Origin of the sequence: Streptomyces sp. NPDC020996 (genome assembly GCF_040641355.1) — a bacterium.
In the GTDB taxonomy this organism is placed as follows: Bacteria; Actinomycetota; Actinomycetes; order Streptomycetales; family Streptomycetaceae; genus Streptomyces.
Window position 1 is genome coordinate 42,372 of the sequence record NZ_JBFADM010000050.1, and the last position, 21,612, is coordinate 63,983.

Annotated in this window: 19 protein-coding genes and 2 pseudogenes; 19 read left to right on the forward strand and 2 right to left on the reverse strand. The window is 71.1% G+C overall.

The genetic code is table 11. From position 1 onward, the window contains the following. Positions 1-65 precede the first annotated feature (65 nt). Entirely contained in the window at positions 66-1,295 is a 1,230-nt protein-coding gene (locus AB0G63_RS28465) for a DUF349 domain-containing protein (RefSeq protein ID WP_360755773.1), read from the reverse strand. A 145-nt stretch (positions 1,296-1,440) separates the two neighbouring features. Beyond that, the gene (locus tag AB0G63_RS28470) at positions 1,441-2,259 is read right to left on the reverse strand and encodes a peptidylprolyl isomerase (RefSeq protein ID WP_360755776.1); all 819 of its coding nucleotides are present in this window, start codon (positions 2,257-2,259) and stop codon (positions 1,441-1,443) included. A 180-nt stretch (positions 2,260-2,439) separates the two neighbouring features. Here AB0G63_RS28470 and AB0G63_RS28475 point away from each other — a divergent pair, with 180 nt between their 5' ends. From AB0G63_RS28475 to nusB, 19 genes and pseudogenes are all read left to right on the forward strand, one after another. Continuing rightward, a complete protein-coding gene (locus AB0G63_RS28475) occupies positions 2,440-3,156 on the forward strand; it encodes an MBL fold metallo-hydrolase (RefSeq protein WP_360755779.1) in 717 nt (238 codons plus the stop codon). 10 nt (positions 3,157-3,166) lie between these two features. Continuing rightward, positions 3,167-4,429 carry a histidine--tRNA ligase gene (gene hisS / locus AB0G63_RS28480; protein WP_360755782.1) on the forward strand — a complete coding sequence of 421 codons (1,263 nt, stop codon included), beginning with the start codon at positions 3,167-3,169 and terminating at the stop codon, positions 4,427-4,429. A 245-nt stretch (positions 4,430-4,674) separates the two neighbouring features. Next, positions 4,675-5,343, forward strand: coding sequence for a vitamin K epoxide reductase family protein (locus AB0G63_RS28485; RefSeq protein ID WP_351884455.1), 669 nt, complete (start codon positions 4,675-4,677; stop codon positions 5,341-5,343). Between the two features lie 44 nt (positions 5,344-5,387). Then, entirely contained in the window at positions 5,388-6,797 is a 1,410-nt protein-coding gene (locus tag AB0G63_RS28490; protein WP_360755784.1) for a replication-associated recombination protein A, read from the forward strand. 300 nt (positions 6,798-7,097) lie between these two features. Beyond that, positions 7,098-7,712, forward strand: a complete 615-nt coding sequence (gene rpsD, locus AB0G63_RS28495; RefSeq protein WP_324788627.1) for a 30S ribosomal protein S4 — start codon at positions 7,098-7,100, stop codon at positions 7,710-7,712. A gap of 284 nt (positions 7,713-7,996) precedes the next feature. Further along, the gene (locus AB0G63_RS28500) at positions 7,997-8,500 is read left to right on the forward strand and encodes a DUF948 domain-containing protein (RefSeq protein WP_360755786.1); all 504 of its coding nucleotides are present in this window, start codon (positions 7,997-7,999) and stop codon (positions 8,498-8,500) included. Positions 8,501-8,507: 7 nt separating this feature from the next. Further along, positions 8,508-8,861 carry a hypothetical protein gene (locus tag AB0G63_RS28505; protein WP_360755789.1) on the forward strand — a complete coding sequence of 118 codons (354 nt, stop codon included), beginning with the start codon at positions 8,508-8,510 and terminating at the stop codon, positions 8,859-8,861. Next, positions 8,861-11,533: an alanine--tRNA ligase gene (gene alaS, locus AB0G63_RS28510; protein ID WP_360755791.1), complete on the forward strand. Its 2,673-nt coding sequence runs from the start codon at positions 8,861-8,863 to the stop codon at positions 11,531-11,533. Before AB0G63_RS28505 ends, alaS begins: the two co-directional genes overlap by 1 nt. 8 nt (positions 11,534-11,541) lie before the next feature. Beyond that, the gene (ruvX, locus tag AB0G63_RS28515; RefSeq protein ID WP_360755794.1) at positions 11,542-12,006 is read left to right on the forward strand and encodes a Holliday junction resolvase RuvX; all 465 of its coding nucleotides are present in this window, start codon (positions 11,542-11,544) and stop codon (positions 12,004-12,006) included. A gap of 125 nt (positions 12,007-12,131) precedes the next feature. Further along, entirely contained in the window at positions 12,132-13,961 is a 1,830-nt protein-coding gene (gene mltG, locus AB0G63_RS28520) for an endolytic transglycosylase MltG (RefSeq protein WP_360755797.1), read from the forward strand. Next, positions 13,942-14,781 (forward strand): shikimate dehydrogenase, encoded by an 840-nt coding sequence (locus AB0G63_RS28525; protein WP_360755800.1) that lies wholly within the window; start codon positions 13,942-13,944, stop codon positions 14,779-14,781. The genes mltG and AB0G63_RS28525 overlap by 20 nt, the downstream gene beginning before the upstream one ends. A 46-nt stretch (positions 14,782-14,827) precedes the next feature. Next, entirely contained in the window at positions 14,828-15,157 is a 330-nt protein-coding gene (locus AB0G63_RS28530) for a hypothetical protein (protein ID WP_360755803.1), read from the forward strand. A 171-nt stretch (positions 15,158-15,328) separates the two neighbouring features. Beyond that, positions 15,329-16,513 (forward strand): chorismate synthase, encoded by a 1,185-nt coding sequence (aroC, locus tag AB0G63_RS28535; RefSeq protein ID WP_360755805.1) that lies wholly within the window; start codon positions 15,329-15,331, stop codon positions 16,511-16,513. A 29-nt stretch (positions 16,514-16,542) separates the two neighbouring features. Further along, positions 16,543-16,947 (forward strand): annotated as a pseudogene (locus tag AB0G63_RS28540) (shikimate kinase); the annotation flags it as partial. 117 nt (positions 16,948-17,064) lie between these two features. Further along, a complete protein-coding gene (gene aroB, locus AB0G63_RS28545; protein WP_360755827.1) occupies positions 17,065-18,156 on the forward strand; it encodes a 3-dehydroquinate synthase in 1,092 nt (363 codons plus the stop codon). A 176-nt stretch (positions 18,157-18,332) separates the two neighbouring features. Next, complete coding sequence (locus tag AB0G63_RS28550) at positions 18,333-19,223, forward strand: Pro-rich N-terminal domain-containing protein (RefSeq protein ID WP_360755809.1); 891 nt, start codon at positions 18,333-18,335, stop codon at positions 19,221-19,223. A 119-nt stretch (positions 19,224-19,342) separates the two neighbouring features. Next, complete coding sequence (locus AB0G63_RS28555; protein ID WP_360755815.1) at positions 19,343-20,449, forward strand: aminopeptidase P family protein; 1,107 nt, start codon at positions 19,343-19,345, stop codon at positions 20,447-20,449. Between the two features lie 47 nt (positions 20,450-20,496). After that, positions 20,497-21,063 (forward strand): elongation factor P, encoded by a 567-nt coding sequence (gene efp, locus AB0G63_RS28560; protein WP_324788616.1) that lies wholly within the window; start codon positions 20,497-20,499, stop codon positions 21,061-21,063. Between the two features lie 2 nt (positions 21,064-21,065). Continuing rightward, positions 21,066-21,488: pseudogene (gene nusB / locus AB0G63_RS28565) on the forward strand (transcription antitermination factor NusB); the annotation flags it as partial. Positions 21,489-21,612 lie beyond the last annotated feature (124 nt).

Sequence of the window (21,612 nt, forward strand, 5' to 3'; positions counted from 1 at the left end):
GCACACGAGGGGGCGCCCGCACCAGGTGACCTGGTGCGGGCGCCCCCTTCGTGCTTACCAGCCGCTCAGCCGCCGAACTCCTGCAGGCCCTTCAGCGCCTGGTCCAGCAGCGCCTGACGGCCCTCCAGCTCGCGCTCCAGCTTGTCGGCCCTGGCCGTGTTGCCCTGGGCGCGTGCCTGCTCGATCTGGCCCCGGAGCTTGTCCACGGCCGCCTGCAGCTGGCCGGTGAGGCCCTCGGCTCGCGCGCGTGCCTCCGGGTTCGTCCGGCGCCACTCGGCGTCCTCGGCCTCCTGGATGGCCCGCTCGACGGCGTGCATCCGGCCCTCGACCCGCGGACGCGCGTCCCGCGGCACGTGACCGATGGCCTCCCAGCGCTCGTTGATGGAGCGGAAGGCGGCGCGGGCGGCCTTCAGATCCGTCACCGGGAGCAGCTTCTCGGCCTCCTCGGCCAGCCCCTCCTTGAGCTTCAGGTTCTCGCCCTGCTCGGCGTCCCGCTCGGCGAAGACCGAGCTGCGGGCGGCGAAGAACACGTCCTGGGCGCCGCGGAAGCGGTTCCACAGGTCGTCCTCGTGCTCGCGCTGGGCGCGGCCCGCCGCCTTCCAATCCGCCATCAGCTCGCGGTAGCGGGCGGCCGTCGGCCCCCAGTCCGTCGACCCGGACAGCGCCTCGGCCTCGGAGACCAGCCGCTCCTTGATCCTGCGGGCCTCCTCGCGCTGCGCGTCCAGCGACGCGAAGTGGGCCTTGCGGCGCTTGGAGAACGCCGACCGGGCGTGCGAGAAGCGGTGCCACAGCTCGTCGTCCGACTTGCGGTCCAGCCGCGGCAGGCCCTTCCAGGTGTCCACCAGGGCCCGCAGCCGCTCACCGGCCGCCCGCCACTGGTCGGACTGCGCCAGCTGCTCCGCCTCCTCGACCAGCGCCTCCTTGGCGTGCCGAGCCTCGTCGGACTGCTTCGCGCGCTGCTGTTTGCGCTCCTCACGACGCGCCTCGACGGTCCGGACGAGGGCGTCCAGACGGGTCCGCAGGGCGTCCAGATCACCGACCGCGTGGTGGGCGTCGACCTGTTCACGGATGTGCTCGATCGCCGCCAGCGCGTCCTTCGCGGACAGGTCGGTGGTCTTCACTCGCTTCTCGAGGAGGCCGATCTCGACAACCAGGCCCTCGTACTTGCGCTCGAAATAGGCCAGCGCCTCCTCGGGGGAGCCCGCCTGCCAGGAACCGACGACCTGCTCGCCGTCGGCCGTACGCACGTACACGGTCCCCGTCTCGTCGACGCGGCCCCACGGGTCGCTGCTCACAGCGCCTCCTCCACATGATGCCGACGGGAGGTCTCAGCTCCCCCGGGCATCGTCCACAGTTTCGTCACGGCCAACATAGGCGACCGGCGGGTTGCCTGTCCGCATCCCGCGCGACCGAAATTCCGCACTTCGGGGTCGGGATGGCTCAGGATTTCGTGACCGTCGCCTTGTCGATCACGACCGTCGCATTCGGGGCCCCGTCGCCCGCGCCCGTGCTCTCGCCGGCCGCGGCGATTTTCTTCAGTACCTTCATCCCGGAGGACGAAACCGTACCGAACGGGGTGTAGCTCGGCGGCAGCTGGCTGTCCTGGTAGACGAGGAAGAACTGGCTGCCGCCGGTGTGCTTCTGCCCGGTGTTCGCCATCGCGACCGTACCCGCCGGGTAGACGTTGTTCTTCAGGCTCTTGTCCTTCAGATTCTCGTCCGGGATGGTGTAGCCGGGACCCCCGCTGCCGCTGCCCGTCGGGTCGCCGCACTGCAGCACGTAGATGCCGTTGGTGGTGAGCCGGTGGCACTTCGTGTGGTCGAAGTAGCCCTTGCCGGCCAGGAAGTCGAAGGAATTCACGGTGTGCGGGGCCGCCGACGCCTTCAGCGCGATGTCGATCTCGCCGCACGTCGTGGCCAGCTTCATCGTGTACTTCGCCGACTCGTCGATGGTCATGGCCGGCTCCTTCTTCCAGCTCAGCTTCTCCACCGACCCCTTGGCCGCCTTCTCGCACGGGTCCGGCGCCTTGCTGGGCGCCGAGGCGCTCGGGCTGGCCTCGGAGCTCGCGTCGGACTTGTCGTCGTTCTTCAGGACCCCGGTCGTGTACAGCGCCAGGCTGCCGATGACGACGACGCCGAGCACCGACGCGATCACGGAGTTGCGGACGCGCGCCTTGCGTCGCGCTTCCGTGCGCCGCTGCTGCTGCCGCAAGAACTTCTCCCGCGCGAGCTGCCGCTTTCGCTGTTCCTGGGTGACCACGGGGTTATCTCCTCATGCGTCTCGTACGCCGACTGGGACGCGTGCGTCTGGTGAGCCGACCGCCTGCGTGTGCCCCGTACCGTATATGGGTTCGCTGAGGATTCGGCAGCGCCGGTAGGCTTCGACGACAGGCGCGACCACCGAAAAGCGCCCCCGTACCGACACAAACGAAGGACGATCGTGCTCATTGCCGGGTTCCCCGCCGGTGCCTGGGGGACGAACTGTTACCTCGTCGCCCCCGCCGCCGGTGAGGAGTGCGTGATCATCGACCCGGGCCACCAGGCCGCCCAAGGAGTCGAGGAAGCGCTGAAGAAGCATCGGCTCAAGCCCGTCGCCGTCGTCCTCACCCACGGCCACATCGACCACGTGGCCTCGGTCGTCCCGGTGTGCGGCGCGCACGACGTGCCCGCCTGGATCCACCCCGCGGACCGCTACATGATGAGCGACCCCGAGAAGGCGCTCGGCCGTTCCATCGGGATGCCGCTGATGGGCGAGCTGACGGTGGGGGAGCCGGACGACGTCAGGGAGCTGGCCGACGGCGCGGAACTGGCGCTCGCGGGGATGGAGTTCTCCGTCGCGCACGCGCCGGGCCATACCAAGGGGTCGGTGACCTTCCGGATGCCCGAGACCGCGGACGTCCCGCAGGTCTTCTTCTCGGGCGACCTGCTCTTCGCCGGCTCCATCGGACGCACCGACCTGCCCGGCGGCGACATGGCCGAGATGCTCGACTCGCTGGCCCGCGTGTGCCTGCCGCTCGACGACTCGACCGTGGTGCTGTCCGGCCACGGCCCCCAGACGACCATCGGCCAGGAGCGCGCCACCAACCCGTACCTGCGGCAGGTGGCCGCAGACCGCCAGGGACACAGTGCGCGGCCCGCTCCCCGACGAGGAATGTGACGAGAACTCCGTGAGCACCTTCAAGGCCCCCAAGGGCACGTACGACCTGATCCCGCCGGACAGCGCCAAGTACCTGGCCGTCCGCGAGGCGATCGCCGCGCCCCTGCGCGGCGCCGGTTACGGATACATCGAGACGCCCGGCTTCGAGAGCGTGGAGCTGTTCGCCCGCGGTGTCGGAGAGTCGACCGACATCGTGACCAAGGAGATGTACGCCTTCGAGACCAAGGGCGGCGACAAGCTCGCCCTGCGTCCCGAGGGCACGGCCTCCGTGCTGCGTGCCGCGCTGGAGGCGAACCTGCACAAGGCGGGCAACCTCCCGGTCAAGCTCTGGTACTCCGGCTCGTACTACCGCTACGAGCGCCCGCAGAAGGGCCGCTACCGGCACTTCTCCCAGGTCGGCGCCGAGGCGATCGGCGCCGAGGACCCGGCACTGGACGCCGAGCTGATCATCCTCGCCGACCAGGCGTACCGCTCGCTGGGCCTGAGCGACTTCCGCATCCTGCTCAACAGCCTGGGCGACAAGGAGTGCCGGCCGGTGTACCGGGCCGCGCTGCAGGACTTCCTGCGCGGACTGGACCTCGACGAGGACACCCTGCGCCGCGCGGAGATCAACCCGCTGCGCGTCCTGGACGACAAGCGCCCGGACGTCCAGAAGCAGCTGACGGACGCCCCGCTGCTGCGCGACTACCTCTGCGACGCCTGCAAGGCGTACCAAGAGGAGGTCCGCGAGCTGATCACCGCCGCGGGCGTGGCCTTCGAGGACGACCCCAAGCTGGTGCGCGGCCTGGACTACTACACGCGCACCACCTTCGAGTTCGTCCACGACGGTCTCGGCTCGCAGTCCGCGGTGGGCGGCGGCGGCCGCTACGACGGCCTGTCGGAGATGATCGGCGGCCCCGCCCTGCCGTCCGTCGGCTGGGCCCTCGGCGTCGACCGCACCGTGCTCGCCCTGGAGGCCGAGGGCGTGGAACTCGCGCTGCCCTCCACCACCAGCGTGTTCGCCGTCCCGCTCGGCGAGGACGCCCGCCGCGTGCTGTTCGGCAAGGTCACCGAGCTGCGCAAGGTCGGCATCGCCGCCGACTTCTCCTACGGCCACAAGGGCCTCAAGGGCGCGATGAAGAACGCCAACCGCAGCGGCGCCCGCTACACGATCGTCGCCGGGGAACGCGACCTCGCCGAGGGCGTCGTCCAGCTCAAGGACATGGAGTCCGGCGAGCAGGCGGCGGTCGGGGTCAACGAGATCGTGGCCGAGCTGGAGTCGAGGCTCGGCTAGTACCGGCACGACCGGCACCGGCACGACGGCGGCACCCGCGGACGTCAACTCCGCGGGTGCCGGTTCGTTCGTGCGGATGATTCCGGCGGTGACCGCCGCACGCCGTGCGACATCGGCCGGAACCGATCGTTCAGGCCCCGCGAGCGGACTTCCTTATGTGCACCGAACGGTGGACGGGGCGCGTGGTACGGCACAATGGCCCTGCCCGAAGAAGGTCCAGTCCCCGAGCAGACGGAATCGGCGTGATGAGCAAGACGACAGTCAAGGACGTCTCCACGGAGCCCGAGCCCGAGCCGCCGGCGGAGCGCACCGCGGCGGGACCGCGGACGGTGGGCGGCAGCCGTGCGTTCGCCATTCTGCTGCTGATCACCGGCGCGGCCGGCCTGCTCGCCTCGTGGGTCATCACGATCGACAAGTTCAAGCTGCTCGAGGCCAAGGTCGAGGGCAAGACCTTCACCCCCGGCTGCAGCCTCAACCCGGTCGTCTCCTGCGGCAGCGTCATGGAGAGCAAGCAGGCCGCCGCCTTCGGGTTCCCCAACCCGATGCTCGGCCTGGTCTGCTACGGCATCGTCATCTGCGTCGCCATGAGCCTGCTCGCCCGCGCCCGCTTCCCGCGCTGGTACTGGCTCACCTTCAACGCCGGCACCCTCTTCGGCGTCGGCTTCTGCGCCTGGCTGATGTTCCAGTCGCTGTACCGCATCAACGCGCTGTGCCTGTGGTGCAACCTGGCCTGGGTCGCGACGATCATCATGTTCTGGTACGTGACCTCGTTCAACGTGCGCAACGGCTTCCTGCCCGCACCGAAGTGGCTCAAGAGCTTCTTCGGCGAGTTCACCTGGGTCCTGCCCGTGCTGCACATCGGCATCATCGGCATGCTGATCCTGACCCGCTGGTGGGACTTCTGGACCAGCTGACGGGCCCGGAGGGATTGTCGGTGCGGTGATTTAGGGTTTGGGACGTGGAGCCCGACCTGTTCACCGCCGCAGCAGAAGAACGCCAGGAGAAGGATCCGGCAGCTAGCCCCCTGGCCGTGCGGATGCGTCCGCGCACCCTCGACGAGGTGGTCGGCCAGCAGCACCTGCTGAAGCCGGGCTCGCCGCTGCGCAGACTGGTCGGCGAGGGCGCAGGCCAGAGGGGCGGGGCCGCAGGCCCCTCCGGCAAGGGCGGCGGCGGGCGACGGGTGGGCCCCGCCGGCCCCTCCTCGGTGATCCTCTGGGGTCCGCCCGGCACCGGCAAGACGACCCTGGCCTACGTCGTCTCCAAGGCCACCGACAAGCGCTTCGTGGAGCTGTCGGCCATCACCGCGGGCGTCAAGGAGGTCCGCGCGGTCATCGACGGCGCCCGCCGCGCCACCGGCGGCTACGGCAAGGAGACCGTCCTCTTCCTCGACGAGATCCACCGCTTCTCCAAGGCCCAGCAGGACTCCCTGCTGCCCGCGGTCGAGAACCGCTGGGTGACGCTGATCGCGGCGACCACCGAGAACCCGTACTTCTCCGTGATCTCCCCGTTGCTGTCCCGCTCCCTGCTGCTGACCCTCGAACCGCTCACCGACGACGACCTGCGCGGCCTGCTGCGGCGCGCCGTCGGCGACGAGCGCGGCCTGAAGGGCGCCGTCGCCCTGCCCGAGGACACCGAGGAGCACCTGCTGCGCGTCGCCGGCGGCGACGCCCGCCGCGCCCTGACCGCGTTGGAGGCCGCCGCCGGGGCCGCGCTCGACAAGGGCGAGACGGAGATCGGCCTGCGGACCCTGGAGGAGACGGTCGACCGGGCGGCGGTGAAGTACGACCGTGACGGCGACCAGCACTACGACGTCGCCAGCGCCCTGATCAAGTCCATCCGCGGCTCCGACGTCGACGCGGCGCTGCACTACCTCGCCCGCATGATCGAGGCCGGCGAGGACCCCCGTTTCATCGCCCGCCGACTGATGATCTCCGCGAGCGAGGACATCGGCCTGGCCGACCCCAACGCCCTGCCGATCGCGGTCGCCGCCGCCCAGGCCGTCGCCATGATCGGCTTCCCCGAGGCCGCCCTCACCCTCAGCCACGCCACCATCGCCCTCGCCCTGGCCCCCAAGTCCAACTCCGCGACGACCGCGATCGGCGCCGCCCTGGGCGACGTACGCAAGGGGCTGGCGGGCCCGGTGCCCCGCCATCTGCGCGACGGTCACTACAAGGGCGCCACCGAGCTGGGGCACGCGCAGGGCTACGTGTACCCGCACGACCTGCCCGAGGGCATCGCCCAGCAGCAGTACGCCCCGGACGCGCTCAAGGACCGCGAGTACTACACCCCGACCCGCCACGGCGCCGAGGCGCGCTACGCCGACGCGGTGGAGTGGACCCGCAAGCACCTGGGTCGGAAGCGGCCCTGAGCACCCTGTAGACTTCGCCGTAGTGCTGAGTCCCGCGCAGTCAGAGCGGGACAGTCAGCCGGAGCCCCGGTCCTTCGGGGGCGGACTCCAGGAGCGTCGCGCACCGTCGAACGGTGTCGCGGGCAGCCCACCACCACCCGGGATCCCGGGAGGGTCGGTGGGCCACTCGCGTGCTGCACATAGTGCCCAGACCAGGGGAGCGGCTGCCCGCAAGGTCCCGCGCGGACCCGACGGGATTCCCCGGCTGCGGATGCGACCTCCCCCGACTCTGACAAGCCGAACACCAGGAAAAGAGAGACAGTGGCGAACCAGTCCCGCCCCAAGGTCAAGAAGTCGCGTGCCCTCGGTATCGCGCTGACCCCGAAGGCCGTCAAGTACTTCGAGGCCCGCCCCTACCCGCCGGGTGAGCACGGCCGTGGCCGCAAGCAGAACTCGGACTACAAGGTCCGTCTGCTCGAGAAGCAGCGTCTGCGCGCGCAGTACGACGTGTCCGAGCGTCAGCTCGTCCGCGCCTACGAGCGTGCCTCCAAGGTTCAGGGCAAGACCGGTGAGGCCCTGATCATCGAGCTCGAGCGCCGTCTCGACGCCCTGGTCCTGCGTTCGGGCATCGCCCGCACCATCTACCAGGCCCGCCAGATGGTCGTCCACGGCCACATCGAGGTCAACGGCCAGAAGGTCGACAAGCCCTCGTTCCGCGTCCGTCCCGACGACGTCGTGATGGTCCGCGAGCGCAGCCGCGAGAAGACCCTCTTCGCGATCGCCCGCGAGGGCGGCTTCGCCCCCGACGGCGAGACCCCGCGCTACCTCCAGGTGAACCTCAAGGCCCTGGCGTTCCGCCTGGACCGCGAGCCGAACCGCAAGGAGATCCCGGTGATCTGCGACGAGCAGCTCGTCGTCGAGTACTACGCCCGCTGATCACCGGCAGGCCGTAGCACACCTCAGCCCGCCGTCTCGCCACCTCTCCGGGTGGGCGGGGCGGCGGGTTCCTGCGTCTCACGGGCCCGCCCGCCCGCGGTTTCCCGCGTCTCACGGGCCCGCTCGCCCGCGGTTTCCCGCGTCCCACGGGCCCGCCCGCCCGCGGGCCGCAGGACGCCGCACAACTTGCCCGCCCGCGAGCGGGAAACCGGTACGGAGCGGCGCCCCCGGCGCGATAGGCTCGGTACGACTTTCCCGTTGTTCAGGCACGTTTCAGGGAGCAGGTGCACACGGTGTCCGGTGGCGAGGTGGCCGGGATCCTGGTGGCCGTCTTCTGGGCGATCCTGGTCTCCTTCCTCGCCGTCGCGCTGGTGAGGCTGGCCCAGACGCTGAAGGCGACCACCAAGCTCGTGGCGGACGTGACCGATCAGGCGGTCCCGCTGCTGGCCGACGCCTCCGCGGCGGTGCGTTCCGCGCAGACCCAGATCGACCGGGTCGACGCGATCGCCTCCGACGTCCAGGAGGTCACGGCGAACGCCTCGGCACTGTCGACCACCGTCGCCTCCACCTTCGGCGGCCCCCTGGTCAAGGTCGCGGCCTTCGGCTACGGCGTGCGCCGGGCCCTGGGCGGCGGCAAGGAGGACGTGCCCGCCAGGACGTCGAGGCGTACCGTGATCGTGGGCCGCACCGTCCCTGCCGCGCGGCGGGGCGGACGAAACCTCCGCGAGGACCTCCGTGAGAAGCTCCGTGAGAACCTCCGTGAGAACCTCCGCGGAAAAGAGGACTAGGTCAGGGATGTTCCGCCGTACGTTCTGGTTCACCACAGGCGTGGCCGCCGGGGTGTGGGCCACCACCAAGGTCAACCGCAAGCTGAAGCAGCTGACCCCGGAGAGCCTCGCCGTGGCCGCGGCCAACAAGGCGCTCGACGCGGGCCAGCGCATCAAGGACCGCGCGGTCGGCTTCGCGCTCGACGTCCGCGACAACATGGCGCAGCGGGAGGCCGAACTGGGCGACGCGCTCGGGATCGACGCGAATCCCGAACTGCCCGCGCCCCGGCGGTACCCCGCCATCGAGAACCGCAGCAACCCGAAGTACGTCGACGACACGACGTACCAGACGTACTCGTACAACCGGAATGAGGACCACTGATGGAGTCGGCCGAGATTCGCCGCCGCTGGCTGAGCTTCTTCGAGGAGCGCGGGCACACCGTCGTCCCTTCGGCGTCGCTCATCGCGGACGACCCGACTCTGCTCCTCGTCCCGGCCGGCATGGTTCCCTTCAAGCCCTACTTCCTGGGTGAGGTCAAGCCGCCCTTCCCGCGCGCCACCAGCGTGCAGAAGTGCGTGCGCACGCCCGACATCGAAGAGGTCGGCAAGACCACGCGGCACGGCACCTTCTTCCAGATGTGCGGCAACTTCTCCTTCGGCGACTACTTCAAGGAAGGCGCCATCAAGCTCGCCTGGGAGCTGCTCACCACGCCCCAGGACAAGGGCGGTTACGGCCTGGAGCCGGAGAAGCTCTGGATCACCGTCTACCAGGACGACGACGAGGCCGAGCGGATCTGGCACGAGGCCGTCGGCGTGCCCAAGGAGCGCATCCAGCGCCTGGGCATGAAGGACAACTTCTGGTCCATGGGCGTCCCCGGCCCGTGCGGTCCCTGCTCCGAGATCAACTACGACCGCGGCCCCGAGTTCGGCGCCGAGGGCGGTCCCGCCGTCAACGACGAGCGGTACGTGGAGATCTGGAACCTCGTCTTCATGCAGTACGAGCGCGGCGAGGGCACCGGCAAGGACAACTTCGAGATCCTCGGCGACCTGCCGAGCAAGAATATCGACACGGGCCTCGGCCTGGAGCGGCTCGCCATGATTCTGCAGGGCGTGCAGAACATGTACGAGATCGACACCTCCATGGCCGTGATCGCCAAGGCCACCGAGCTGACCGGCGTGGCCTACGGCGACGCCCACGACTCGGACGTCTCCCTGCGCGTGGTCACCGACCACATGCGCACCGCCACCATGCTCATCGGCGACGGCGTCACCCCCGGCAACGAGGGCCGCGGCTACGTCCTGCGCCGCATCATGCGCCGCGCCATCCGCAACATGCGCCTGCTCGGCGCCACCGGCCCGGTCGTCAGGGACCTCATCGACGTCGTCATCGGCATGATGGGGCAGCAGTACCCGGAGCTGGTCACCGACCGCGAGCGCATCGAGAAGGTCGCCCTCGCCGAGGAGAACGCCTTCCTCAAGACGCTGAAGGCCGGCACCAACATCCTCGACACGGCCGTCACCGAGACCAAGGCGGCCGGCCAGACCGTGCTGCCCGGCGACAAGGCATTCCTGCTCCACGACACCTGGGGCTTCCCGATCGACCTCACCCTGGAGATGGCCGCCGAGCAGGGCCTCACCGTGGACGAGGACGGCTTCCGCCGCCTGATGAAGGAGCAGCGGGAGCGCGCCAAGGCCGACGCCCAGGCCAAGAAGACCGGCCACGCCGACCTCGGCGCCTACCGCGAGATCGCCGACACCGCCGGTGCGACCGAGTTCATCGGCTACACCGACACCGAGGGCGAGTCCACGGTCGTCGGCATCCTCGTCGACGGCCTGTCCTCCCCGGCCGCCACCGAGGGCGACGAGGTCGAGATCGTCCTCGACCGCACCCCGTTCTACGCCGAGGGCGGTGGCCAGATCGGCGACACCGGCCGCATCAAGGTCGACTCCGGCGCCGTCATCGAGGTCCGCGACTGCCAGAAGCCGGTGCCGGGCGTCTACGTCCACAAGGGCGTCGTCCAGGTCGGCGAGGTGACGGTGGGCGCCAAGGCGCACGCCGCCATCGACGACCGCCGCCGCAAGGCCATCGCCCGCGCCCACTCGGCCACCCATCTCACCCACCAGGCCCTGCGCGACGCCCTCGGTCCGACGGCCGCCCAGGCCGGTTCCGAGAACCAGCCCGGCCGCTTCCGCTTCGACTTCGGCTCGCCGTCCGCCGTCCCGACGGCCGTGATGACCGACGTCGAACAGAAGATCAACGAGGTGCTCGCCCGCGACCTCGACGTCCGCGCCGACGTCATGGGCATCGACGAGGCCAAGAAGCAGGGTGCCATCGCCGAGTTCGGCGAGAAGTACGGCGAGCGGGTCCGCGTGGTGACCATCGGCGACTTCTCCAAGGAGCTGTGCGGCGGCACGCACGTGCACAACACCGCCCAGCTGGGCCTGGTGAAGCTGCTCGGCGAGTCCTCCATCGGCTCCGGTGTGCGCCGCATCGAGGCTCTGGTAGGCGTCGACGCCTACAGCTTCCTCGCCCGTGAGCACACGGTCGTCAACCAGCTGACCGAGCTGCTCAAGGGCCGGCCGGAGGAGCTGCCGGAGAAGGTCTCCGCCATGCTCGGCAAGCTGAAGGACGCCGAGAAGGAGATCGAGAAGTTCCGCGCCGAGAAGGTGCTCCAGGCCGCCGCCGGTCTCGCCGAGTCCGCCAAGGACGTCCGCGGGGTCGCCGTCGTCACCGGGCAGGTCCCGGACGGCACCACCCCCGACGACCTGCGCAAGCTGGTCCTCGACGTGCGCGGCCGCATCCAGGGCGGACGGGCCGCCGTGGTCGCCCTGTTCACGGTGAACAACGGCAAGCCGCTCACGGTCATCGCCACCAACGAGGCCGCCCGCGAGCGGGGCCTCAAGGCCGGCGACCTGGTCCGCGCCGCCGCCAAGACGCTCGGCGGCGGCGGTGGCGGCAAGCCGGACGTCGCCCAGGGCGGCGGCCAGAACCCGGCCGCGATCGGCGAGGCCGTCGACGCGGTCGAGCGACTCGTGGCGGAAACCGCCAAGTGAGTCCGGCGATGCGCAGGGGCCGCCGACTCGCGATCGACGTCGGGGACGCCCGCATCGGGGTCGCCTCGTGCGACCCCGAGGGGATCCTCGCCACCCCCGTGGAGACCGTCCCCGGCCGGGACGTTCCCGCGGCGCACCGTCGGCTGCGGCAACTGGTGGAGGAGTACGAGCCGATCGAGGTCGTCGTCGGCCTCCCGCGATCCCTCAAGGGGGGCGAGGGGCCGGCGGCCGTCAAGGTCCGCGGCTTCGCCCAGGAACTGGCGCGCATGATCGCGCCCGTTCCGGTCAGACTCGTCGATGAACGCATGACGACGGTGACGGCCGGTCAGGGACTGCGCGCCTCCGGGGTGAAGTCCAAGAAGGGCCGGGCCGTCATCGACCAGGCGGCCGCGGTGATCATCCTTCAGCAGGCGCTGGAATCCGAACGGGTGTCAGGTAAAGCACCCGGCGAGGGCGTCGAAGTGGTCATCTGATCGCGATACGGTAACGTTCCGCGCGATGCGCCGGTGTTCGAACAGCCGGCGCACAGAGAGAGGCGGGACGGGAACCCGATCTTCCCGGGCCGCGTTGACCGCCGCCTCGCGGCTCTAGGGGATCGATGACTGAGTATGGCCGGGGCCCAGGCTCCGAACCGTGGCATCCCGAGGACCCGCTGTACGGGGACGGCGGATGGGAAGGGCAGCAGGCCCAGGTGGGCCACCAGGCTGCTCACGGCGGCCAGCCGCAGCACTATCCGCAGCAGCCGCAGCAGCCGCACTACGGTAACTGGGAGGACGGCGGGCAGGCCGGATACGGCCAACCGCAGCAGCAGTACTACCCGCAGTACGAGCAGCAGCAGTACGCAGGCCAGGAGCCGCAGCAGTACGCCGGCCAGGAACCGCAGCACTACCCGGGCCAAGAGCCGCAGCAGTACGCCGGCCAGGAACCGCAGCACTACCCGGGCCACGACCAGCAGCAGCCGTACCACCACCAGGGACAGCAGCCGTACCACCCCCACCAGGGACAGCAGGCGTACGGCGACGGCCAGGGACAGCAGCCGTACGCCGAGGGCGGCTGGGGTGCGGCGCAGCCGCAGGTCCCCTACCCGGCGGACCCCGCGGACGCCTACGGTCATCAGCCCGCCGCGTACGGCGGTGACCAGCCCGACCAGTACGGCACTCCGGACGCCTATGCGCCGCCGGAGCCGCCCGCGCGCAGGCAGACCGAAGAGCAGCCGCAGACCGACTGGGACCCCGGCCCCGACCAGGGCGAGCACGCGTTCTTCGCCGGCGGCGACGATGACGACGACGGCGACGACGACCCGCGGAAGGGCCGCGGCGACCGGCGCGGCCGCGGCGGCAAGCCCAAGAAGCGCCGCAGCGGATGCGCCTGCCTGGTGGTGCTGCTGGTGTTCGGCGGCGGCGTCGGCGGAGTCGGATACTTCGGGTACCAGTTCTACCAGGATCGTTTCGGCGCGGCGCCGGACTACGCCGGAGACGGCACCGGCCAGAAGGTGACCGTCCAGATCCCCAAGGGCGCGGGCGGTTACGAGATCGGGCGGCGGCTGAAGGACGCCGGCGTCGTCAAGAGCGTCGACGCCTTCGTGTCCGCGCAGCAGAAGAACCCCGAGGGCAACAAGATCCAGGCCGGCGCCTATCTGCTGAAGAAGCAGATGTCCGCCGCGAGCGCCGTGGAATTGATGCTCGACCCCAAGAGCCAGAACAACGTCCTGGTCCGGCCGGGCGATCGCAACGTGGCCGTCTACAAGGCGATCGACGAGAAACTCGAGCTGAAATCCGGTACCACCAAGAAGACCGCGCAGAAGAAGTACAAGAGCCTCGGTCTGCCGGACTGGGCGAACGACAACAGTGAGATAAAGGACCCGCTCGAAGGTTTCCTCGCCCCGGGCACCTATCCGGCCGCAAAGGGAATGAAGCCCGAGACGGTCCTCAAGGGCATGGTCGCCCAGGCCGCGCGGAAGTACCGCGCGTACGACCTGGCTGCCAAGGCCAAGGCACTCAAGCTCGACAGTCCGCTGCAGCTCATCACCGTGGCCAGCCTTGTCGAGGCGGAGGGCAAGACCGAGGACGACTACCGCAAGATGGCGGAGGTGGTCTACAACCGCCTCGATCGCGCCAACCCCGAGACGTACGGGCTTTTGCAGTTCGACTCGACCTTCAATTACGCGAAGGGTCAGAGCAACATCAACATCTCCGAGTCGGAGATCAACAGCAACAAGGACCCGTACAACACGTACACGAACAAGGGTCTGCCGCCGGGGCCGATCGACAATCCGGGCGACCTCGCACTGAAAGCCGCGCTGAATCCGACCCATGAGGGCTGGTACTACTTCGTCGCGACCGACGGCGTGAACAAGACGGAATTCGCCAGGACCCACGCGGAATTCCTGAAACTCAAGGAAAAGTTCAATGACAGCACGGGTAACTGACGCCCGCCGGGCCGCCGTGCTCGGTTCGCCCATCGCCCACTCCCTCTCCCCGGTGCTGCACCGCGCCGCGTACCGGGAACTGGGCCTGGCCGGCTGGTCGTACGACCGCTTCGAGATCGACGAGGCCGCCCTCGCCGGATTCCTCGGCACCCTCGGACCGGAGTGGGCCGGGCTGTCGCTGACCATGCCGCTGAAGCGGGCCGTCATCCCGCTGCTCGACGAGATCAGCGAGACGGCGGCGTCCGTGGAGGCCGTCAACACGGTCGTCTTCACCGAGGACGGCCGCCGCCTCGGCGACAACACCGACATCCCCGGCATGGTCGCCGCCCTCCGCGAGCGCGGTATCGAACAGGTCGACTCGGCGGCGATCCTCGGAGCCGGCGCCACCGCCTCCTCCGCCCTGGCCGCGCTGGCCCGGATCTGCACCGGCGAGATCGTCGTCCACGTCCGCAGCGAGGCCCGGGCCGCCGAGATGCGGCAGTGGGGCAAGCGGCTCGACGTCCAGGTGCGCATCGCGGACTGGGCGGACGCCGCGTCCGCGCTGCGCGCCCCGCTGGTCGTCGCCACCACCCCGGCCGGCACGACCGACGCCCTCGCCGCCGCCGTCCCCGAGCGGCCCGCCACCCTCTTCGACGTGCTCTACGACCCCTGGCCGACCGAACTCGCGGCCCGCTGGTCGGCGTGCGGCGGAGCGGTCGTCAGCGGCCTCGACCTGCTGGTGCACCAGGCGGTGCTGCAGGTCGAGCAGATGACGGGCCACAGCCCGGCACCCGTCGCCGCCATGCGAAAAGCAGGCGAACAGGCCCTCGCCGCCCGCTAGGCTCCCTCCGGTTCCGCAGGGGGCGGAGCCGGGAGGGGAGCGTTTCGTGTCCGCAGGCATGTCCGTCGCGTCGGCCAAGGGCCAGATCTTCGAGGCCCTGCTCGGGTTCCTGCCCGACTGGGTGCAGGTCGCCGTGATCGCCCTGGTCCTGCTCGCGGTCGTCGCGTCGTGGGTCGTCAAGCTCAGGCGGAAGCTCGCCTACCGGCGCGCGGTGCGCGAGGGACGGCCGATCCACGCCGCGGCGCAGTACGGGCAGGGGCGGGGCGCCGACTACCTGGGCTCCTACGCACCGCCCCGGGGGCAGCAGCAGGGCGGCGGCGCCGGCCACCTTGGCGCCTACGCTCCCCAGCCCGGCCCGCGGGACGGCTCCGCCTGAGCGTGACTTGACCGACTCGCGTCCGCTTTGTGGACCGTCGGCCGGGTCCGGGCCCGGACGTGGGAGGATCGGAGAAGGCGGGCCGGGACCGCGCACCTGGTCGCGCCGTCGCCGTACGCGAGGACGCGCGTACGCAAGGCAGTACCAGGGCGCGAGCACTGAGGAGCATCGTTGAGCAGGCTGCGTTGGCTGACCGCGGGGGAGTCCCACGGTCCCGCCCTTGTCGCGACGCTGGAGGGCCTCCCCGCCGGCGTGCCGATCACCACGGAGATGGTCGCCGACCACCTCGCGCGGCGGCGGCTCGGCTACGGCCGCGGTGCGCGGATGAAGTTCGAGCGGGACGAGGTCACCTTCCTCGGCGGCGTCCGGCACGGCCTGACCCTCGGCTCCCCGGTGGCGATCATGGTCGGCAACACCGAGTGGCCGAAGTGGGAGCAGGTGATGGCCGCCGACCCGGTCGATCCCGAGGTGCTCGCCGGGCTCGCCCGCAACGCCCCGCTGACCCGTCCGCGGCCCGGCCACGCCGACCTGGCGGGCATGCAGAAGTACGGCTTCGACGAGGCCCGGCCGATCCTGGAGCGCGCCTCCGCCCGGGAGACCGCGGCGCGGGTGGCGCTGGGGGCGGTGGCCCGCTCGTACCTGAAGGAGACGGCCGGCATCGAGGTGGTCTCGCACGTGGTGGAGCTGGCGGGCGCGAGGGCGCCGCGCGGGGTGTACCCGACCCCCGCGGACGTCGCGAAGCTGGACGCCGACCCGGTGCGCTGCCTGGACGCGGACGCGTCGAAGGCGATGGTCGCGGAGATCGACCAGGCGCACAAGGACGGCGACACGCTCGGCGGTGTGGTGGAGGTGCTGGCCTACGGCGTGCCGGTCGGCCTGGGCTCGCACGTGCACTGGGACCGCAAGCTGGACGCGCGGCTGGCGGCGGCCCTGATGGGCATCCAGGCGATCAAGGGCGTCGAGGTCGGCGACGGGTTCGAGCTGGCGAGGGTGCCGGGCTCGAAGGCGCACGACGAGATCGTCACCACGCCCGAGGGGATCAAGCGGGCGACGGGCCGTTCCGGCGGCACCGAGGGCGGGCTGACCACCGGTGAGCTGCTGCGGGTCCGCGCCGCCATGAAGCCGATCGCGACCGTGCCGCGGGCCCTGCAGACCGTCGACGTCGCCACCGGCGAGCCGGCGCAGGCCCACCACCAGCGCTCCGACGTGTGCGCGGTGCCGGCGGCCGGGATCGTGGCGGAGGCCATGGTCGCGCTCGTCCTCGCGGACGCGGTGGCGGAGAAGTTCGGCGGCGACAGCGTGGCCGAGACCCGCCGCAACGTGCGGTCGTACCTCGACCACCTGCCGATCCGATGAGCGGGCCGCTGGTCGTCCTGGTCGGGCCGATGGGCGTGGGCAAGTCCACCGTCGGCCGGCTGCTGGCCGAGCGGCTCGGCGTGGCCTACCGCGACACCGACGACGACATCGTGGCCGAGCAGGGCCGGGCCATCGCCGAGATCTTCGTGGACGAGGGCGAGCCGTTCTTCCGTGCGCTGGAGAAGCAGGCCGTGCGCACCGCGCTGGCCGCGCACGACGGCATCCTCGCGCTCGGCGGCGGCGCCGTCCTCGACGCTGACACCCGCGCGCTGCTGGCCGGACGCCGCGTCGTCTACCTCTCGATGGACGTCGAGGAAGCGGTCCGGCGCACCGGCCTGAACGTGGCCCGCCCGCTGCTCGCCGTCAACCCGCGAAAGCAGTGGCGGGAGCTGATGGAGGCGCGGCGGCACCTGTACGAGGAGGTCGCCACGGCCGTCGTGCCCACCGACGGCCGTACGCCCGAAGAGGTCACCCAAGCCGCCCTGGACGCACTGGAGTTGAAGACTGCATCTCTTGGGGGACAACCCCCGGACCCCCGGCCGGAGGACGCCATGGCTAGCCAGGTGACAAGGATCCACGTAAGCGGTAGCGCGGGCAGTGACCCGTACGACGTCCTGGTGGGCCGTCAGCTCCTGGGCGAGCTGGCCGGGTTGATCGGGGCGAAGGCCAAGCGGGTCGCCGTGATCCACCCGGAGGCGCTCGCCGAGACCGGCGAGGCGCTGCGCGCCGACCTCGCCGGTCAGGGCTTCGACGCGGTCGCCATCCAGGTGCCCAACGCCGAGGAGGCCAAGACCGCCGAGGTCGCCGCCTACTGCTGGAAGGCGCTCGGCCAGTCCGGCTTCACCCGCTCCGACGTCATCGTCGGCGTCGGCGGCGGCGCGACCACCGACCTGGCCGGGTTCGTGGCCGCGACCTGGCTGCGCGGGGTGCGCTGGATCGCGATCCCGACGACCGTGCTGGCCATGGTGGACGCGGCGGTCGGCGGCAAGACCGGCATCAACACCGCCGAGGGCAAGAACCTCGTCGGCTCCTTCCATCCGCCGGCGGGCGTGCTGTGCGACCTGGCCGCGCTGGAGTCCCTGCCGGTCAACGACTACGTCTCCGGCCTCGCCGAGATCATCAAGGCCGGATTCATCGCCGACCCGGTGATCCTCGACCTGATCGAGTCCGACCCGCAGGCCGCCCGCGGTCCGTCCGGCCCGCACACCGCGGAGCTCATCGAGCGCTCCATCCGGGTCAAGGCGGAGGTCGTCTCCGCCGACCTGAAGGAGTCGGGCCTGCGCGAGATCCTCAACTACGGCCACACCCTCGGCCACGCCATCGAGAAGAACGAGCGCTACAAGTGGCGGCACGGCGCGGCCGTCGCCGTCGGCATGCACTTCGCCGCCGAACTCGGGCGGCTGGCGGGCCGTCTGGACGACGCCACCGCCGACCGCCACCGCACGATCCTTCAGTCCGTCGGGCTCCCGCTGCACTACCGCCACGACCAGTGGCCCAAGCTGCTGGAGAACATGAGGGTCGACAAGAAGTCCCGCGGTGACCTGCTGCGCTTCGTCGTGCTGGACGGCCTGGCGAAGCCCACCGTCCTGGAGGGCCCCGACCCGGCCGTGCTCGTCGCCGCGTACGGCGAAGTGGGCCAGTAGGCCCGGCCGGACACCGGCCACCCGAAATCCCCTGTCTCCGACGGGCACTTCGGACCGTCCCCGGCCGTTTCACCGAACAGCGGCGGGGGACGGTACCGTTCGGTAGCGAGCGGGGTCCGCGCAGGGCGTGCCCCGCGGCCAGCGCCAATTGCCTGTACGAGACGGAGTGGCACCGGATGCAGCACGCAGTGGGTTCTCCGCTGCCGCCGCCCCACCAGCCGGGGCACGGACCGGCCGCCGGCTGGTCGTCGGCCGCACACCACCCGGGCCAGCACCCCCCGGGCACCCACCAGGGCTCGGCACCCGTGCCCCCGCCGCCCGCGGCACCGGGCTTCCCCGCCGCCACGCCCGCGGCTCCGACACCCGCGGCTCCGGCTGCCGCACCGCCCGCGCCGCAGCACGCCCCGGCCCCGCCGGTCCCCGAGACCACGGGCCACGTCCCGCTGCCGCCCGGCGGCCCGGTCGGCATGCCCAGCGCCCCGCCCGCCACCGCCGCGCCCGATCCGACCACCACGATCCTCGCGGTCCTGCTGATCGGCCCCGCGGGCGCCGGCAAGACGAGCGTCGCCAAGTACTGGGCCGACCACCGCCGGGTCCCCACCGCCCACATCAGCCTCGACGACGTGCGGGAGTGGGTCCGCTCCGGCTTCGCCGACCCGCAGTCCGGCTGGAACGACAACTCCGAGGCGCAGTACCGCCTGGCCCGCCGCACCTGCGGATTCGCCGCGCGCAACTTCCTGGCCAACGGCATCTCCTGCATCCTCGACGACGCCGTCTTCCCCGACCGCCCGGTCGTCGGTCTCGGCGGCTGGAAGCGCCACGTGGGACCCGGACTGCTCCCGGTGGTCCTCCTGCCGGGTCTGGAGGTCGTCCTGGAGCGCAACGCCGAGCGCACGGGCAACCGCCGCCTCAGCGACGAGGAGGTCGCCCGCATCCACGGCCGCATGGCGGGCTGGTACGGCTCGGGACTGCCGATCATCGACAACTCCCAGCTGGACGTGGCGCAGACCGCCCAGGTCCTGGACGAGGTGCTGGCGCGGGCGATCACCAGCCCCCCGAGCTGGTAGCCGCCCGGGCCCCGGCCGCCGGGGTCTGCCGGGCCGGGGCCTGCCGGGCCGTCCCCCGTTCGGCACCCTTCACGCCCTCCCAACCGGCACAAAACGGTCATCGCTCCTAGGCTCATCTCATGTCAGAGATGCACGCCATCCGCCGAACCCGGCTCAGGGAGCAGTGCAACGCGGCCGGCAACGCGGCAGCGCTCGTCTCCCGCCCCGCCAACGTGCGCTACCTCGCGGGCGCCGCCCCGCGCGGCGCCGTCCTGCTGCTGGGCAGGACCGAGGACCTGCTGGTCTGCCCCGGCCCGCCGGACGACCGCCCCACGCAGGGGCGCCCCGACGAGACGCTGCGCGTGCACACGCTCCTGGGCGCCGGAGGCGATCCCGCGGTCGCCGCCGCCGGCCTGGCCGACGCCCAGCGCGCCGACTCCCTCGCCGTCGAGGAACACCACCTCACCGTCTCCCGGCACCGCGCCCTCACCTCCGTCGCGCCGCGGCTGCGCTTCGCGGACCTCTCGGCCGCGGTCGAACAGCTCAGAGTGGTCAAGGACGAGGAGGAGATCTCCTGCCTGCGCATCGGCGCCGAGATCGCCGACCAGGCCCTCGGCGAACTGCTGGAGTCCATCCTCGTCGGCCGCACCGAACGCCACCTCGCCCTGGAACTCGAACGCCGCCTCGTCGACCACGGCGCCGACGGCCCCGCCTTCCCCACCTCCGTCGCCACCGGCCCGAACGCCGGCCGCCGCGCCCACCGGCCCACCGACCGGCGGGTCGAGGAGGGCGACTTCCTCTCCGTCTGCCTGGGCGCCATGTACCGCGGCTACCGCTGCGAGATCGGCCGCACCTTCGTCATCGGCACCACTCCCGCCGACTGGCAGATCGAGCTGTACGACCTGGTCTTCGCCGCCCAGCGCGCCGGCCGCGAGACCCTCGCGCCCGGCGCCGCCCACCGTGACGTGGACCGCGCGGCACGGCAGGTGCTGGACTCGGCGGGGTACGCGGAGGCCCTCCCGGCCCTGACCGGACACGGTGTCGGACTCGAAATCGACGAGGACCCGCAGTTGGCCCCCGCTTCCATGGGTAAACTGGACGCTTGCGTGCCGGTCACCGTCGAACCGGGGGTCCACCTCCCGGGCCGGGGCGGCGTCCGGATCGATGACACGCTCGTCGTCCGCCCCGAGGCGGACGGCGGACCCGAGCTACTCACCATCACGACCAAGGAGCTGCTCGCGCTATAGGTGCGTGCCCCGGGGTCGTCCACGTCAGTCCAGGAGATTCCGCAACCGTGGCTTCCACGAACGACCTCAAGAACGGCATGGTGCTCAAGCTCGAAGGCGGCCAGCTCTGGTCCGTCGTCGAGTTCCAGCACGTCAAGCCCGGCAAGGGCCCGGCATTCGTGCGCACCAAGCTCAAGAACGTGCTCTCCGGCAAGGTGGTCGACAAGACCTTCAACGCCGGTGTCAAGGTCGAGACGGCCACCGTCGACAAGCGCGACATGCAGTTCTCCTACATGGACGGCGAGTACTTCGTCTTCATGGACATGGAGACCTACGACCAGCTCATGGTCGACCGCAAGGCCGTCGGCGACGCCGCCAACTTCCTCATCGAGGGCTTCACCGCCACCGTCGCGCAGCACGAGGGCGAGGTGCTCTTCGTCGAGCTCCCGGCCGCCGTCGAGCTGACGGTCGCGGAGACCGAGCCGGGCGTCCAGGGTGACCGCTCCACCGGCGGCACCAAGCCCGCCACGCTGGAGACCGGCCACCAGATCCAGGTCCCGCTCTTCATCACCACCGGTGAGAAGATCAAGGTCGACACCCGTACGAGCGACTACCTCGGCCGGGTGAACAGCTAACCGTGGCTGCCCGCAACACGGCCCGCAAGCGCGCCTTCCAGATCCTCTTCGAGGGCGACCAGCGCGGCGCCGACGTCCTGACGGTTCTCGCGGACTGGATCCGGCTGTCCCGGACCGACACCCGTCAGCCGCCGGTGAGCGAGTACACGATGCAGCTCGTCGAGGGCTACGCGGGGCACGCGAAGCGCATCGACGAGCTGATCGCGCAGTACTCGGTCGGCTGGACGCTCGACCGGATGCCGGTGGTCGACCGCAACATCCTGCGCCTGGGCGCCTACGAGCTGATCTGGGTCGACGAGACCCCGGACGCCGTCGTCCTGGACGAGATGGTGCAGCTGGCGAAGGAGTTCTCCACGGACGAGTCGCCCTCGTTCGTCAACGGCCTGCTCGGCCGGCTGAAGGACCTCAAGCCCTCGCTGCGCCGCCCGTGTTTCTCCCGGCACCCGGCCACCGGAGACCACCGAACCGCGCACCACACCAGCCGCCGGCACACCCCCCGCCAGCGCATCCAACCCCGCCTCGAACCCCTCGGCACCGGCCGGGGGCGAT

Excerpts from the sequence above, each read along its gene's own strand:
- AB0G63_RS28505 (WP_360755789.1), top strand. The coding sequence starts at position 8,508 with ATGTTCCGCCGTACGTTCTGGTTCACCACAGGCGTGGCCGCCGGGGTG.
- ruvX (WP_360755794.1), top strand. The coding sequence starts at position 11,542 with ATGCGCAGGGGCCGCCGACTCGCGATCGACGTCGGGGACGCCCGCATC.
- mltG (WP_360755797.1), top strand. The coding sequence starts at position 12,132 with ATGACTGAGTATGGCCGGGGCCCAGGCTCCGAACCGTGGCATCCCGAG.
- aroB (WP_360755827.1), top strand. The coding sequence starts at position 17,065 with ATGGCTAGCCAGGTGACAAGGATCCACGTAAGCGGTAGCGCGGGCAGT.
- AB0G63_RS28525 (WP_360755800.1), top strand. The coding sequence starts at position 13,942 with ATGACAGCACGGGTAACTGACGCCCGCCGGGCCGCCGTGCTCGGTTCG.
- alaS (WP_360755791.1), top strand. The coding sequence starts at position 8,861 with ATGGAGTCGGCCGAGATTCGCCGCCGCTGGCTGAGCTTCTTCGAGGAG.
- AB0G63_RS28550 (WP_360755809.1), top strand. The coding sequence starts at position 18,333 with ATGCAGCACGCAGTGGGTTCTCCGCTGCCGCCGCCCCACCAGCCGGGG.
- AB0G63_RS28555 (WP_360755815.1), top strand. The coding sequence starts at position 19,343 with ATGTCAGAGATGCACGCCATCCGCCGAACCCGGCTCAGGGAGCAGTGC.
- AB0G63_RS28485 (WP_351884455.1), top strand. The coding sequence starts at position 4,675 with ATGAGCAAGACGACAGTCAAGGACGTCTCCACGGAGCCCGAGCCCGAG.